Source organism: Variovorax sp. Soil_C_39 (genome assembly GCF_057656815.1).
Genome location: NZ_JBDGJQ010000002.1, coordinates 481,680 through 496,210, shown reverse-complemented (window position 1 = coordinate 496,210; position 14,531 = coordinate 481,680). Strand labels below are relative to the sequence as shown.

Sequence of the window (14,531 nt, the reverse complement as noted above, 5' to 3'; positions counted from 1 at the left end):
GAGAACGGGATCGGGGTCAGTCGGTGGAAGGCGGACGCATTTCGTTCGCGCTCGCGGGGCCGGTGGGCAGCCGGCGCTTTACGTACTTGAAGGTGCCGGTGGCGTGGGCGCACACGCGTTCCTGGGCGTCGTAGATCTTCGCCTCGGTGAAGGCCAGCGTGGCGGTGCGGTGGATCAGCGTGCCGCGCGCATGCAGCGGGCCGACCGAGGGCTGCATGAAGCTGGTCTTCATCTCGATGGTGACCACGCCGCTTTCGGGCGACACGCTGCGCGCGGCGGCCGCCATGGTGATGTCGAGCAGCGTCATGCAGGCGCCGCCGTGGGTCACGTCGAAGGTGTTCAGGTGCTCCGGCTTGGCGGTGTAGCGGATCTCGGATTCGCCGCCCTCGAACTTCGTGAGCTCGAAGCCGAGATGGCGTGCAAAGGGAATCTGGCTCGTGTAGGAGCGGATGTTGATGTCGTCTTTGGAATCAGTCATGTCGTTTCAAATTGCCCGCGGATTTCGCGTGTGCACCCGCGGAACGGGCTCCGCCCGGCCGCTGGGTGCGCCCCCCAGTGGGGGGAGGCGCCGAAGGCGCTTCGGGGGGCGTCTCATCATGCTGCGCCCAGCACCACGCTCACGCCGCCGTCCACCGCGAGCCACTGGCCCGTGATGTGCTTGCCGGCATCGCTCGCGTACAGCAGCGTCAGCCCCTTGAGGTCTTCGTCGTCGCCCAGCCGGCCGAGCGGCGCCTGCGCCGCCATCTTCTCTTCGCCGAGCGACTTGATGAGGCCGGCGGCCATCTTGGTCATGAAGAAGCCCGGGCAGATCGCATTCACGTTGATGCCGTAGCGGCCCCATTCGGCGGCCAGCGTGCGCGTGAAGCCGATCACCGCGGTCTTCGAGGTGTTGTAGGCCAGCGTCTGCATCTCGGGCGGGTTGCCGTTGAGGCCGGCGATCGACGCGATGTTGATGATGCGCCCGGCCTTCTTCGGGATCATGTACTTTTTGGCCACCTGCTGCGCCAGGATGAAATAGCCGCGCACGTTGAGGTTCATCACCTTGTCCCAGGCCTCGACGGGATGGCTCTCGGCCGGTGCGCCCCAGCTCGCGCCGGCGTTGTTCACGAGGATGTCGATCGCGCCCATGCGCTCGAGCGTCTCGTCGGCGAGGCGACGCGTGTCTTCTTCCTTGGCGCAGTCGGCCGCGATCCAGCGCGCGTCGATGCCCGCCGCCTGCAGCTCGGCCGCGGCCTGCTCGAGGTCGTCGGCCTTGCGCGAACTCAGCATGATCTTCGCGCCGGCCTCGCCGAGCGCATGGGCCATCTGCAGGCCCAGGCCGCGCGAGCCGCCGGTGATGAGGGCGGTCTTGCCGGTGAGATCGAAGAGTTGGCGCGTGGTGCGGGCGGTCATGGGGTGGTCTCCGGTGTCGTTCGAGGGGGTCGGGGTCAGACGGTGTAGTCCATGCACTGGCGCTCTTCGCGCACGGCGCCGAGGAAGGGCTTGAGCGCGACGTGCTGCGGATGCTCTGCATAGGCTGCGAGCGCCGCCGCGTCGGCGAATTCCGAATAGAGGATCAGGTCGTAGGTGGCCTCGAGCCCGGGCTGGGCCGTGGCCACCTCGAAGCGCAGCGTGCCGGGCGAGAGCTTCTCGCAGGCGTCGAGCAGCGCCTTGGCCTTGCGCAGGTTGGTGGCCTTGTCGGCGCCTTCGGCATGTTCCTTGAACTTCCACATCACGATGTGCTTGAGCATGGCGTCTTTCGTTCCTTCGTTCTTTCGTTTTACTTGCCGTCCAGGCGGGATCGCACGTAGATGAGCACGATGCCCACCGCGGCGGCCACGGCGCCGGGAACGCCCATCGACCAGCCGATCGCCGGTTCGGTGCGGCCGATGGCAAGGCCGAGGATCACGGCGAAGAGCCCACCGTAGATCAGGATCCAGATCCACTTCTCCAGGCGGGCGTGCGGGTTCTGCGGGGTCGGGGTCGGAGTCGGTTGGTTGTCGGGGGTGGCGTCGGCCATTGTCAGAAAGCGTCCTCGGGCAAAACGGTACAGGTGGAGTCGCGGCGTTCGACCACGTTGAGCCAGGCGCCTATTTTCGGCAGCTCGTAGTGGAAGAAATAGTCCGTGGCCCCGATCTTGCCAGCAGTGACCGCCCTCGCCTTCTGCGCGTCGATCTCGAGCGCGCGGCACGCCACGTCGAGCCAGATCCAGGCCAGCACCGTGTGACCGAAGGCCTGCATGTAGGGCACGGCATTGGCGAGCGCATCGGCCGGGTCGCCCGTGGCCCAGGCCGCTTCGGTCGCGCTGCCGATGCGCTGCAGCGCGGCGCCGAGCGCCTCGGCGTGGGCGGCCAGCGCCGGCACCGCGGCCGCGCGGCCGATGGTGGCGGTGATGCGGCCGGCCAGCAGTTGCAGGCCCCGGCCCTTCTCCATCAGCACCTTGCGCCCGAGCAGGTCGGCGGCCTGGATGCCGTGGGTGCCCTCGTGGATCATGTTCAGGCGGTTGTCGCGCCAGTACTGTTCGACCGGAAAGTCGCGCGTGTAGCCGTAGCCGCCGTGCACCTGGATGGCGAGCGAATTGGCCTCGAGGCACCACTCGCTGGGCCAGCTCTTGGCAATGGGCGTGAGCACCTCCAGCAGCAGCCGGGCATCGTCGGCGGTCTGCGCCTCGCCGGTCTTCTGCTCGTCGACCAGCCGGGCGCAGTACAGCTCGAGCGCCAGCGCGCCTTCGCAGTACGCCTTCTGCGCAAGCAGCATGCGGCGCACGTCGGCGTGCTCGATGATGCGCACCTGCGGGCTGGCCGAGTCCTTGACGACGGCCGTGCCGGGCTTCTCGGGCTTCTTCACCAGGCGGCCCTGCGGCCGGGTCTTGGCGTATTCGAGCGAGGCCTGGTAGCCGGCCATGCCGAGCATCGTGGCGGCGGTGCCGACGCCGATGCGCGCCTCGTTCATCATGTGGAACATGCAGTGCAGGCCCTTGCCGGGCTCGCCCACCAGGTAGCCGACCGCGCCGGCCTTGCCGTCGACCGGGTACCTGCCCTCGCCGAAGTTCAGCAGCGTGTTGGTGGTGCCGCGCCAGCCGAGCTTGTGGTTCAGGCCCGCGAGCGCGACGTCGTTGCGCTGGCCCGTGAGCTGGCCCTGCGTGTCGACCATGCGCTTGGGCACGATGAACAGCGAGATGCCGCGCGTGCCCGGCACCAGCTTGCCGTTCTCGTCGGGAATCTTCGCGAGCACGATGTGCACGATGTTCTCGGTCAGCTCGTGGTCGCCGGCGGAGATCCACATCTTGTTGCCGGTGAGGCGGTAGCGCGGGCCGAGCGGGTCGCTTTTGAAATCGTCGCCATCGGGCACCGCGCGCGTCGCCACGTCGCTCAGCGACGAGCCGGCCTGGGGCTCCGACAGGCACATGGTGCCGGCCCAGCGGCCAGCGAATTCGTTCTTTGCGAACACTTCCTGCTGCATCGGCGTGCCGTGCACCATCAGCAGGTTGGCATTGCCGCTCGTGAGCATGTTGGAGCCGATGCTCACCGAGGCCATGGCGAAGAAGCTGTTGGCCGCGGCCTGCAGCGTGTAGGGCAGCTGCATGCCGCCGATGTCGTAGTCCTGCGCCGCACTCATCATTCCCGATTGGACGAAGGCCCGGTGCGCATCGTGCGTGGCCTGCGGCAGGATCACCTTCTCGCCGTCGAAGTGCGGCTCCTGGGTGTCGACGATGCGATTGGCCGGCGCGTACTTCTCGCGCGCAATGCGCTCGCAGGTATCGAGCACCGCGTCGAAGGTCTCGCGCGAGTGGTCGGCGAAGCGCTCGCGCTGGTTGAGCGATTCGGCGTCGAGCCAGTCGTAGAGCAGGAAGTCGAGGGTGGGACGCAGCGTCATGTCGGTGGGCGGGCAGTTCGTCGTACGGAAGAGTCCCAGCGCATGGGCGCGGCCGTGCGCAGGTTCGGTGGAGCCGCCTCAATGTAAATCAATCGTCCCCGGCGCCGTGACTCCTTCATGACAAGGCGGCCGCCGGGCGCCGGGGCCGCGGTGCTTACGCATGCGAGTCGCGCACGTGACGGAGTTGGGGCAAACCTCAAGGGCCGGCGATGCCGCGCGCACCCAGAATTTCCGCTGCCCAGCCGCAATCGCTGGCACACCGGCCCGTGACGGGCTCACAAGGGGAAAGACAAGAATGGAAATCTTCTTTCAGCAGCTGCTGAACGGCCTGACCGTTGGCGGGGTCTACAGCCTCGTGGCGCTGGGACTGACGCTGGTCTACGGCATCCTGCACGTGCCCAATTTCGCGCACGGCGCCTTCTACATGACGGGGGCCTTCGCGGGCTACTACCTCATGACGGCGCTGGGCCTGAACTACTGGCTCGCCATGCTCGGCGCAGCGGCCACGGTGGCGGTCATCGCCATGCTGGCGCAGGTGCTGGTGTTCCACCCGCTGCGCAACGCGCCCGAGCTGCACGACATGATCGCGGCGATCGGCATCCTGCTCTTCCTGGAGGCCGGCGTGCAGGCGCTCTTCGGTGCGGAGTTTCACCGCATGCAGACACCCTATGGACAGATCGTCGAGATCTTCGGCCTGACCTCGCCGCTGCAGCGCCTGCTGATCATCGCCGGCGCCTTCCTGCTGATGGGGCTGCTGCACCTGTTCTTGAACCACACGGTGCTGGGCTCGACCATCCTCGCGATGGCGCAGAACCGCGACGGCGCCGCGCTGGTGGGCATCGATGCCGGCCGGGTCACGCTGCTGGTCTTCGCCATCTCGGGCGCGCTGGCGGCGGTGGCGGCCATGCTCTATGCGCCGATCAACCTGATCTATCCGGCGATGGGCAACCTGGTGATCACCAAGGCTTTCGTGATCATCATCCTGGGCGGCATGGGCAGCTTCCCGGGCGCCATCGTGGGCGGGCTGATCATCGGCATGGCCGAGGCCTTCGGCGGCTTCTACTTCTCGACCGACTACAAGGACATCATCGCCTTCGTGCTGCTGGTGGTGATCCTCTCGTTCCGGCCGCAGGGCCTGTTCACCGGCAAGGGGGCACGCGCATGAGCAAGCTCGCCACCCGCTGGCCCTGGTTCGCGCTGCTCGCCGTGGCGCTGGTCTTTCCGCTGTTCGCCAGCGACACCTACATCATCTCGGTGGTGTCGCTCGCCTTCATCATGGCGCTCGCCGCGCTGGGCATGAACCTGATCACCGGCTACACCGGCCAGTTCAACCTGGCGCACGGCGCCTTCATGGCGGTGGGCGCGTACACCGTGGGCATCCTCACCACCGACTACGCGGTGCCCTTCTGGGTGGCCTTCGCGCTGGCCGGCGTGGTGACCGGCGTGCTGGGCTACTTCGTCGGCCTGCTGTCGCTGCGCCTGAAGGGCCATTACTTCTCGATCTTCACGCTGTGCGTGAGCTACATCATGTACCTGCTGATCGAGAAGTGGGAAAGCCTCACCCACGGCACGGTGGGGATCATGGGCATCCCGGCGCCTACCGGCATCGGCAGCCTGCAGTTCGAGACGCCGGTCGCGCAGTACTACCTGGCGCTCGCGTTCCTGGTGCTGGGCACCTTCCTGATGTCGCGCATCGTCAACTCGCTGCTCGGGCGCGCCTTCATGGCGGTGCGCAACGGCGACATGCTGGCCGAGGCGCTGGGCGTCGACCTGATGCGCACCAAGACGCTGTCGTTCGTGCTGTCGGTGATCTACGCCGGCTTTGCGGGCGCGCTCTATGCCGGGCAGGTGCGCTTTCTCGGGCCGGACGTGGCCAGCGAGGTCGTGACCTTCGACCTGATCATGTTCACGCTCGTCGGCGGCATCGGCACGCTGATGGGGCCGCTGGTCGGCACGCTGCTGGTGACCTGGATGACGCAGAGCCTGCAGTTCCTGCAGGACTACCGCATGCTGGTGTTCGGCCCGGTGCTGGTCGCGCTGGTGATCTTTTTGCCCGACGGCATCGTCGGCACCTGGCTCAAGCACAGGGCGCGGCGGCGCGCGCGCGCGTCGGCGCCACCGCCGCGCGCGGCCGGCGGCATCGAGGCCGCGGACGGCAAGTCGGAGGCACGCGGCCATGCTTGAAGTCGAGGCACTCACCAAGAAATTCTTCGGCCTCACCGCCGTGGACCAGGTATCGACGCGCATCGCCGAAGGCCAGATCACCGCGATCATCGGCCCCAACGGTGCCGGCAAGACGACCTTCTTCAACCTGATCGCCGGCACGCATGCGCCGACCTCGGGGCGCATCGTGTTCAAGGACCAGGACGTGACCGGCATGCGGCCCGACCGCATTGCGCGGCTTGGCGTGGCCAGGACTTTCCAGACCACGAGCCTGTTCGACAACGCCACGGTGCTCGACAACCTGATCGTCGGACATCGCCTGCGCACCCATGCCAACCTGTGGGACGTGCTGCTCAACACGGCCCGGCTGCGCGAGGAGGAGCGGCTGTGCCGAGCGAAGGCGATGGAGGCGCTCGATTTCGTCGGCCTGGCCCACGTGGCCAACCGCATTGCCGCGGACATCACGCAGGAGGAACGCAAGCGCGTGGCCTTCGCGCTTGCACTCGCGACCGACCCCGAACTGCTGCTGCTCGACGAACCGGCCGGCGGCGTGAACCCCGAGGAGACGGTGGGCCTGGCCGACCTGATCCGCAAACTCGTGCGCCACGGCAAGACCGTGTGCCTGATCGAACACAAGATGGACATGATCATGCAGCTGGCCGACAAGATCGTGGTGCTCAACAACGGCGAGAAGATCGCCGAGGGCACCGCCGACGAAGTCCGGCGCGATCCGCATGTGATCGAGGCCTACCTGGGAGCCGACCATGCTGCGGTTTGAAGGCGTCACGCTCAAGTACGGCAGCTTCCGCGCGCTCGACAACATCTCGCTGCACGCCGAGCAGGGCGAACTGGTGGTGCTGCTGGGGGCCAACGGCGCGGGCAAGAGCTCGATCTTCCTGGCCGCCAGCGGCATCCACAAGACGGCGGGCGGATCGATCCGCATGGGCGAGCACGACCTGACTGGCAAGCGGCCGGCGCAGATCGTGCAGGCCGGGCTGGTGCACTGCCCCGAGGGGCGCAAGTTGTTCCCCGAGATGACAGTGAAGAAGAACCTGACGCTCGGCGCCTATGTGCACCGGCGCGACAAGGCCGGCATCGCCCGCACGCTCGACGAGGTGTTCAGCCTGTTTCCGGTGCTGCTGCAGAAGCAGAACGACCCCGCCGGCTCGCTCTCGGGCGGCCAGCAGCAGATGGTGGCCATCGGCCGCGCAATGCTCGGCCGGCCCAAGGTGCTGCTGCTCGACGAGCCCTCGCTCGGCCTGGCGCCGCTGGTGGTCAAGCAGGTGTTCGACGTGATCCGCCGCATCAACGAGGCCGGCACCACGGTGCTACTGGCCGAACAGAATGCCTACTCGGCACTGGCCATTGCCGACCGCGCCTACGTGATCGAGCGCGGGCGCATCGCGCTGGAGGGCGACCGCGAGGCGCTGCTCAACAACGAGGCCGTGCGCGCGGCCTACATCGGCGCCTGAACGCCCCTTCCCTTTATTTCTTTCCGCGTACCAACCCATCCAGGAGACAGACAACAATGACCGCTACCCCTACCCGCCGCCGCTTCGCACGCCTGCCGCTGGCCCTTGCACTGGCCGCAACCTTTGCCGCCGCGGGCGCCAGTGCGCAGGAGACTGTCAAGATCGGCTTCACCGGGCCGCTCAGCGGCGGTGCCGCGCTCTACGGCAAGAACGTGGTCGATGGCATGGAGATGGCCATCAAGGAGATCAACGAAGCGGGCCTCACGGTCGCGGGCAAGAAGGTCAAGCTCGAACTGGCGGCGCTCGACGACAAGTACTCGCCGGCCGAATCCGCGATCAATGCGCGCCGGCTGGTGCAGCAGTCGAAGGTGCCGGCGGTGTTCGTGCCGCACTCGGGCGGCATCTATGCGATGCAGGCCTTCAACGAGCGCGAGAAGTTCATCGTGATGGCGTACTCGAGCACGCCGAAGATCACCGAGGTGGGCAACAAGCTCACGGTGCGCATCCCGCCGAGCTTCGTCGGCTACATCGAGCCGTTCTCGAAGTACGAGATGAAGAAGTTCGGCAAGAAGGCCGGCATGCTGCCGGCCGACCACGACTATGCCAAGGCCTGGTCGGCGCTGTTCGAGCCGGCCTGGAAGAAGCTGGGCGGCGAGGTCGTGTCGAACAACCCGATGTCGTACAACAAGTCGGCCGACTTCTACAGCGGCGTGAGCCGCGTGCTGGCCGAGAAGCCCGACGTGCTCTTCATCGGCGGCCCGTCGGAGCCGACCGCGCTGGTCGCCAAGCAGGCACGCGAGCTGGGCTTCAAGGGCGGCTTCATCCTGATGGACCAGGCCAAGGTCGACGAGATGGCCAAGATCACCGGCGGGCTCGAACCGCTCAACGGCTCGGTCGGCGTGCTCCCGGTGTCCACCGACGAGCGCGAAGGCGCCAAGACCTTCTCTGCCGCCTACCGCAAGGCCTTCGGTGCCGACCGCCAGCCGACCAGTGAATCGTCCTACAACTACACGCTGACGCACGCGCTGGCCGCGGCGATGACGCTGGCCGGCACCACCACGGATGCCACCGCGATCCGTGCCAAGCTCGGCGAGGCACTGGCGAAGCTGCCGCAGAAGTACAACGCGGGCGATTTCCGCGGCATCGACAACGTGGGCGCCACCATCGTCGACCCGGTGGTGGTGACGGTCGAGGACGGCAAGATCAAGCCGGTCAGCCTGAGCGAACTCGGCAAGTAAAAAGCGGCTGTCGAAAAAAAGCCCTTCGGCGCGCACGGCGCCGAAGGGCTTTTGTTTCTTGGGCGCCCGGTGACCGGGCCCCGGGGCTTACAGCACCTCGAACACGCCCGCAGCACCCATACCGCCGCCGATGCACATCGTGACCACCACCTTCTTCGCGCCGCGGCGCTTACCTTCAATCAGCGCATGGCCCGTGAGGCGCTGGCCGCTCACGCCGTAGGGGTGGCCCACGGCGATGGCGCCGCCGTTCACGTTCAGGCGGTCGGCGGGAATGCCGAGCTTGTCGCGGCAGTAGATCACCTGCACCGCGAATGCCTCGTTGAGTTCCCACAGGTCGATGTCGCCGACCTTCAGGCCGAGCTTGGCCAGCACCTTGGGCACCGCGAAGACGGGGCCGATGCCCATTTCGTCGGGCTCGCAGCCGGCCACGGCAAAGCCGAGGAAGCGGCCGATCGGCTTCAGGCCCTTGCGCTCGGCGTACTTCTCGTCGACCACCACGCAGGCGCCTGCGCCGTCGGAGAACTGGCTGGCGTTGCCGGCCGAGATCAGGCCGCCGGGCATTGCGGAGCGGATGCCGCTGATGCCTTCCTTGGTGGTGCCGGGGCGGATGCCTTCGTCGTTCTCGATCGTGACTTCCTTGGTGCGCAGGCCCATCACGGCATCGGCCACGCCGGCCAGCACGGTGATCGGTGCGATCTCGTCCTTGAACTTGCCGGCCTCTAGCGCGGCGGTGGCCCGCTGCTGGCTCGCGGCGCCGTATTCGTCCATGGCATCGCGGCCGATGTTGTAGCGTTTGGCCACCTGCTCGGCCGTCTGCAGCATGTTCCAGTAGATCTCGGGCTTGTGCTTGGTCAGCCACGGATCGGTCAGCATGTGCTTGTTGGCTTCGTTCTGCACGCACGAGATGCTCTCGACGCCGCCGGCCACGTACACCTCGCCCTCGCCCGCGATGATGCGCTGCGAGGCGGTGGCGATGGTCTGCAGGCCCGACGAGCAGAAGCGATTGATCGTCATGCCCGAGGTGGTGATCGGGCAGCCGGCGCGCAGCGCGATCTGGCGCGCGATGTTGGAGCCGGTCGCGCCCTCGGGCGTGGCGCAGCCCATCACCACGTCATCGACCTCGCCTGCGTCGATGCCGGCGCGCGAAATGGCGTGCTGCACCGCATGGCCGCCGAGCGTGGCGCCATGCGTCATGTTGAAGGCACCCTTCCAGCTCTTGGCGAGCGGCGTGCGGGCGGTGGAAACGATGACGGCGCTGGTCATGGTGATGTCCTTTGAAGATGGAAGGGAAACGGATGGGTTGTCATTGCGCCGGCGCGCCACTGGTGTTGCGCAGGAGCTGGTGATAGAAGCCGATCATCTCGCCGTAGTTGGCGATGGCGAGGCGTTCGTTGTTGCCGTGAAAGCGCGCGAGGTCCTCGCTCTTCATGCGGTAGGGCGAGAAGCGGAACACCGCGTCGCTCACGAGGCTGAAGTGGCGCGAGTCGGTGGCCGCTGTCATGAGGCCTGGTGCGACCAGCGCGTCGGGGAACGACTCGCGCACCGCCTGCGCGATCGCGCGGTAGCCGGCGCTGTCGGTCGGCGAGACCGGCGAGGCCTCGGCGTTGCCCGGGTAGCGCTTGATCTGGATGTCGTCGTCCGCGAGCTGGCTGCGCAGGTGCGCCTCGACGCTCTCGAGGGTGTCGCCCGGCAGCACGCGAAAGTTGACCGCCGCCTCGGCGCGGCCGGGCAGCACGTTGTCCTTGTTGCCGGCGCGCACGATGGTGAGCGCCGTGGTGGTGCGCAGCATCGCATTGCTGCTCGGGCTTTTTTCGAGCTGGCTGCGCACCAGCGGCTCGGTGAGCCAGAGGTTCGACAGCAGCACGCGGTTGATGCCGCTCATCTCGGGCGCGAGCGTGCCGAACATCTCGCCCGCAACGCCGCGGATGCCACCGGGCATCGGATGCGCTTCGAGCCGTGCGAGCGCAGCGCTCAGGCGGCCGATGGCGCTGCGGGCCGGCGGCATCGACGAGTGGCCGGGCGCGGTGTCGAGCGACAGGAAGAAGGTGGCATAGCCCTTCTCGGCCAGGCCGATCAGCGCGGCCGGCTGCGAGAGCCCGGGCAGCACGCCGTCGAGCACCAGCAGGCCCTCGTCGAGCACCCAGTCGAGCCGCACACCGCGCGACTTGAGCAGCTCGGCGATCGGCAGCGCGCCGCGCAGGCCGCTCACCTCCTCGTCGTCACCCATCACGAGGTAGACGGTCTGCTTCGGCTGGAAGCCGCTCGCGAGAAGCAGCTCGATGGCCTCCAACTGCGCGAACAGGTTGCCCTTGTTGTCGAGCGTGCCGCGGCCCCAGACGAAGCCGTCCTTGATCTCGCCGCCGAAGGGATCGACGCTCCAGGCCTTTTCGGTGCCCGGGGCGATCGGCACCACATCCTGGTGCGACATCAGCGCGATCGGCTTGGCTGCGGAGTCGCTGCCGGGCCAGGTGTAGAGCAGCGCCTTCTGGCCCACGACCTCCTTCTTCAGGGTGGCGTGGACCTTGGGGTACTGCTGTTCGAGGTAGGCATGCAGCCGGTCGAACTCGGCCCCGCTGGCGGCCGGGTCGTCGAGGCTCGACACGGTGCGGATCGGGATCGCGCCCGAGAGCCGCTTGGCAGCGGCCTCCAGGTCGATCGGCAGCTTGGGCGCCGGCGCCACCGCGAGCTGGCGCGACGGCGTGGTCCAGGTCTTGACCGCCACGGCCGCCACCAGTGCCACGAGCGCCAGCAGCAGCCCCAGGAAGATGCGTTTCAACATGGGCGGTCGAGATTCCTTTGCGGTGCGCTCAGCCGAACGACTTGCCTTCGGCGACCATCTTCTGGAGCAGCGGCGCAGGCTCCCAGAAGGAAGCGTCGTCGCGCGGGTTCTTGGCAAAGCGCTTCATGGTCTCCGTCACGTTGTAGAGGCCGACCTGCGAGGCATAGTGCATCGGGCCGCCGCGCCAGATCGGGAAGCCGTACCCCGTCAGGTACACCATGTCGATGTCGCTCGGCTTCGACGCGATGCCGTCCTCGAGGATGTGCGCGCCTTCGTTGACCAGCGCATACACCAGGCGCTGCACGATCTCTTCATCGGAGATCCTGCGCGGCGTGACGCCGAGTTCCTTGCGATGGTCCTCGATCATCTTGTTGACGAGATCCGACGGGATCGCGTCGCGCTTGCCCGGCTTGTAGTCGTACCAGCCCGCGCCGGTCTTCTGGCCGAAGCGGCCCAGTTCGCAGAGCTTGTCGGCCGTGCGGCTGTACTTCATGTCGGCACGCTCGACCGCACGGCGCTTGCGGATGGCCCAGCCGATGTCGTTGCCCGCCAGGTCGCCCATGCGGAACGGGCCCATCGCGAAGCCGAATTTCTCGATCGCGCGGTCGACCTGCTGCGGCGTGGCGCCTTCATCGAGCAGGAAGCCGGCCTGGCGCGAGTACTGCTCGATCATGCGGTTGCCGATGAAGCCGTCGCACACGCCCGAGACCACCGCGGTCTTGCGGATCTTCTTGGCGATCGCCATCACCGTGGCGAGCACGTCCTTGGCCGTTTCCTTGCCGCGCACCACTTCGAGCAGCTTCATCACGTTGGCCGGGCTGAAGAAGTGCATGCCGACCACGTCCTGCGGCCGCTTGGTGAATGCTGCGATCTTGTCGACGTCGAGCGTGGAGGTGTTCGACGCGAGGATCGCGCCCTTCTTGGCCACCTCGTCGAGCTGCTTGAACACCTTCTCCTTCACGCCGAGTTCCTCGAACACGGCCTCGATGATCAGGTCGCAGTCCTTCAGGTCGGCATAGTCGAGCGTGGTGCTCAAAAGCGCCATGCGCTGGTCGTACTTGTCCTGCTTGAGCTTGCCCTTCTTGATCTGGCCCTCGTAGTTCTTGCGGATCGTGGCGATGCCGCGGTCGAGCGCCTCCTGCTTCATCTCGAGGATCTTCACCGGGATGCCGGCGTTCAGGAAGTTCATCGAGATGCCGCCGCCCATGGTGCCGGCGCCGATCACGCCGACGGACTTGATCTCGCGCTTGGGCGTGTCCTCGGGCACGTCGGGAATCTTGGAAGCGGCGCGCTCGGCCATGAACAGGTGGCGCAGCGACAGCGACTCGGGCGTGAACATCAGCGTGGTGAAGATGCGGCGCTCTTCGGCCATGCCGTCGTCGAACTTCATCTTGGTGGCCGACTGCACCGCGTCGATGCACTTGAGCGGCGCGGGGTAGTTCTTCGACATGCCGCCGACCATGTTGCGCGTGAACTGGAAGTACGCGTCGCCCTGCGGATGACGGCATGGCAGGTTGCGCACCAGCGGCAGCTCACCTCCCTTGCCGGCGACCGACTTGGCGAAGGCCACGGCCTCCTCGAACACCGATTCGGCCGACGCCGAGAGCCGGTCGAACAGCTTCTGGCCGGGCAGCGAGGCGAGCACCTCGCTCTTCACCGGCTCGCCGCTCACGATCATGTTGAGCGCGGTCTCGACGCCGAGCACGCGCGGCAGGCGCTGCGTGCCGCCGGCACCGGGGATCAGGCCCAGCTTGACCTCGGGCAGCGCAATGCCGGTGCCCGGTGCGGCGATGCGGTAGTGGCAGCCGAGCGCGAGCTCGAGGCCGCCGCCCATGCACACCGAATGGATCGCCGCGACGATGGGCTTGGGCGAGGCCTCGAGCGCGAGGATCACGCTCAGCAGGTTGGGCTCCTGCAGCGCCTTGGGGGTGCCGAATTCCTTGATGTCCGCACCGCCCGAGAACGCCTTGCCGGCGCCCGTGATGACGATGGCCTTGACGGCGTCGTCGGCGTTGGCCTTCGACAGCCCATCGGTGATGCCGATGCGGGTCGAGAAACCGAGACCGTTGACCGGGGGATTGGTCATGGTGATCACGGCGACATCGCCGAGCACTTTGTATTCAGCCGTCATGCTGCGTTCCTTGGTGTGAGAAGAAAAGTACGAAAAAGCACGAGTGTTCTTTTCCGGGGATTTTAGGCTTTTGGCGCAGCGCAACAATGGCACGCAGTCGCTGTTGGGACAAGGGGGCGAAGCCGCAAAAAGAAAAAACGGAACCTGCGCGAAAACCGCGAAGGTCCCGCTGTCTCGCCTCGGAAGCCTAGACTTCCAGCCATTCCTTGCGGATCGATGCATCGGCGCGCAGGCTGTCGGGCGTGCCGTCGAACACGATGCTGCCGTGGCCCATGACCAGCGCGCGGTCGGAGATCTGCATCGCGATGGTGAGCTTCTGCTCGATCAGCAGCACCGAGACGCCCTTGTCCTTGAGCGTCTTGAGGTACTGCGCCACGAGTTCGACGATCTTGGGCGCGAGGCCCTCGGTGGGCTCGTCGATGATGATCAGGTCGGGGTCGCCCATGAGCGTGCGGCACAGCGTGAGCATCTGCTGCTCGCCGCCCGAGAGCACGCCGGCCTCGGTGTGCTGCCGCTCCTTCAGGCGCGGGAACATCTCGTACATGTCGTCGAAAGACCAGCGGCTGCCCTTGCCCGAGCCCTTCTGACCCAGCAGCAGGTTCTGGTGCACCGTGAGCCGCGGGAAGATGTCACGGTTCTCGGGCACGTAGCCGATGCCCATGTGGGCGATCTCGTAGGCCTTCTTGCGCAGGATGTCCGTGTCCTTCCAGCGCAGCGTGCCCTCGGCATGCACCAGGCCCATGATGGCCTTGGCGGTGGTCGACCGGCCCGAGCCGTTGCGCCCGAGCAGGGCCACGATCTCGCCCGGCCCGACGTGGAACGAAACGCCATGCAGCACATGGCTCTTGCCGTAATAGGCGTGGATGTCGTGAAGCTTCAGCATGATGTCCGGT

Annotated in this window: 14 protein-coding genes; 5 read left to right on the top strand and 9 right to left on the bottom strand. The window is 67.0% G+C overall.

Going from position 1 to position 14,531, the window contains the following annotated elements; genetic code table 11:
• Window positions 1-16: 16 nt before the first annotated feature.
• The 5 genes from AC3A6J_RS06335 to AC3A6J_RS06315 form a co-directional block, all read right to left on the bottom strand.
• On the bottom strand, window positions 17-478 hold the full coding sequence (locus AC3A6J_RS06335; protein ID WP_487859058.1) for a PaaI family thioesterase: 462 nt from the start codon (window positions 476-478) through the stop codon (window positions 17-19).
• Between the two features lie 116 nt (window positions 479-594).
• Window positions 595-1,392, bottom strand: a complete 798-nt coding sequence (locus AC3A6J_RS06330) for an SDR family oxidoreductase (RefSeq protein ID WP_487859057.1) — start codon at window positions 1,390-1,392, stop codon at window positions 595-597.
• 35 nt (window positions 1,393-1,427) lie between these two features.
• The gene (locus AC3A6J_RS06325) at window positions 1,428-1,730 is read right to left on the bottom strand and encodes a Dabb family protein (protein ID WP_487859056.1); all 303 of its coding nucleotides are present in this window, start codon (window positions 1,728-1,730) and stop codon (window positions 1,428-1,430) included.
• Window positions 1,731-1,759: 29 nt separating this feature from the next.
• Window positions 1,760-1,999, bottom strand: a complete 240-nt coding sequence (locus AC3A6J_RS06320) for a hypothetical protein (protein WP_487859055.1) — start codon at window positions 1,997-1,999, stop codon at window positions 1,760-1,762.
• A gap of 2 nt (window positions 2,000-2,001) precedes the next feature.
• Entirely contained in the window at window positions 2,002-3,855 is a 1,854-nt protein-coding gene (locus AC3A6J_RS06315) for an acyl-CoA dehydrogenase (RefSeq protein WP_487859054.1), read from the bottom strand.
• Window positions 3,856-4,150: 295 nt separating this feature from the next.
• Between AC3A6J_RS06315 and AC3A6J_RS06310 the strand changes: the two genes are divergently transcribed.
• From AC3A6J_RS06310 to AC3A6J_RS06290, 5 genes are read left to right on the top strand one after another with little or no spacing between them, the layout of a single operon-like run.
• Complete coding sequence (locus AC3A6J_RS06310; RefSeq protein ID WP_487859053.1) at window positions 4,151-5,020, top strand: branched-chain amino acid ABC transporter permease; 870 nt, start codon at window positions 4,151-4,153, stop codon at window positions 5,018-5,020.
• Window positions 5,017-6,039 carry a branched-chain amino acid ABC transporter permease gene (locus tag AC3A6J_RS06305; protein ID WP_487859052.1) on the top strand — a complete coding sequence of 341 codons (1,023 nt, stop codon included), beginning with the start codon at window positions 5,017-5,019 and terminating at the stop codon, window positions 6,037-6,039. Before AC3A6J_RS06310 ends, AC3A6J_RS06305 begins: the two co-directional genes overlap by 4 nt.
• The gene (locus AC3A6J_RS06300) at window positions 6,032-6,796 is read left to right on the top strand and encodes an ABC transporter ATP-binding protein (RefSeq protein WP_487859051.1); all 765 of its coding nucleotides are present in this window, start codon (window positions 6,032-6,034) and stop codon (window positions 6,794-6,796) included. Before AC3A6J_RS06305 ends, AC3A6J_RS06300 begins: the two co-directional genes overlap by 8 nt.
• Window positions 6,783-7,490, top strand: a complete 708-nt coding sequence (locus AC3A6J_RS06295; protein WP_487859050.1) for an ABC transporter ATP-binding protein — start codon at window positions 6,783-6,785, stop codon at window positions 7,488-7,490. Before AC3A6J_RS06300 ends, AC3A6J_RS06295 begins: the two co-directional genes overlap by 14 nt.
• Window positions 7,491-7,546: 56 nt before the next feature.
• The gene (locus AC3A6J_RS06290) at window positions 7,547-8,728 is read left to right on the top strand and encodes an ABC transporter substrate-binding protein (RefSeq protein WP_487859049.1); all 1,182 of its coding nucleotides are present in this window, start codon (window positions 7,547-7,549) and stop codon (window positions 8,726-8,728) included.
• 87 nt (window positions 8,729-8,815) lie between these two features.
• On the opposite strand, the gene AC3A6J_RS06285 is transcribed toward AC3A6J_RS06290, so the two are convergent.
• The 4 genes from AC3A6J_RS06285 to AC3A6J_RS06270 all read right to left on the bottom strand — a co-directional run bounded on the left by AC3A6J_RS06285 (window position 8,816) and on the right by AC3A6J_RS06270 (window position 14,521).
• Window positions 8,816-9,991: an acetyl-CoA C-acyltransferase gene (locus AC3A6J_RS06285; RefSeq protein ID WP_487859048.1), complete on the bottom strand. Its 1,176-nt coding sequence runs from the start codon at window positions 9,989-9,991 to the stop codon at window positions 8,816-8,818.
• A gap of 40 nt (window positions 9,992-10,031) precedes the next feature.
• Window positions 10,032-11,624, bottom strand: coding sequence for a M20 family peptidase (locus AC3A6J_RS06280; protein WP_487859047.1), 1,593 nt, complete (start codon window positions 11,622-11,624; stop codon window positions 10,032-10,034).
• Window positions 11,536-13,638 carry a 3-hydroxyacyl-CoA dehydrogenase NAD-binding domain-containing protein gene (locus tag AC3A6J_RS06275; protein ID WP_487859046.1) on the bottom strand — a complete coding sequence of 701 codons (2,103 nt, stop codon included), beginning with the start codon at window positions 13,636-13,638 and terminating at the stop codon, window positions 11,536-11,538. Before AC3A6J_RS06275 ends, AC3A6J_RS06280 begins: the two co-directional genes overlap by 89 nt.
• A 187-nt stretch (window positions 13,639-13,825) precedes the next feature.
• Entirely contained in the window at window positions 13,826-14,521 is a 696-nt protein-coding gene (locus AC3A6J_RS06270) for an ABC transporter ATP-binding protein (RefSeq protein WP_487859045.1), read from the bottom strand.
• Window positions 14,522-14,531 lie beyond the last annotated feature (10 nt).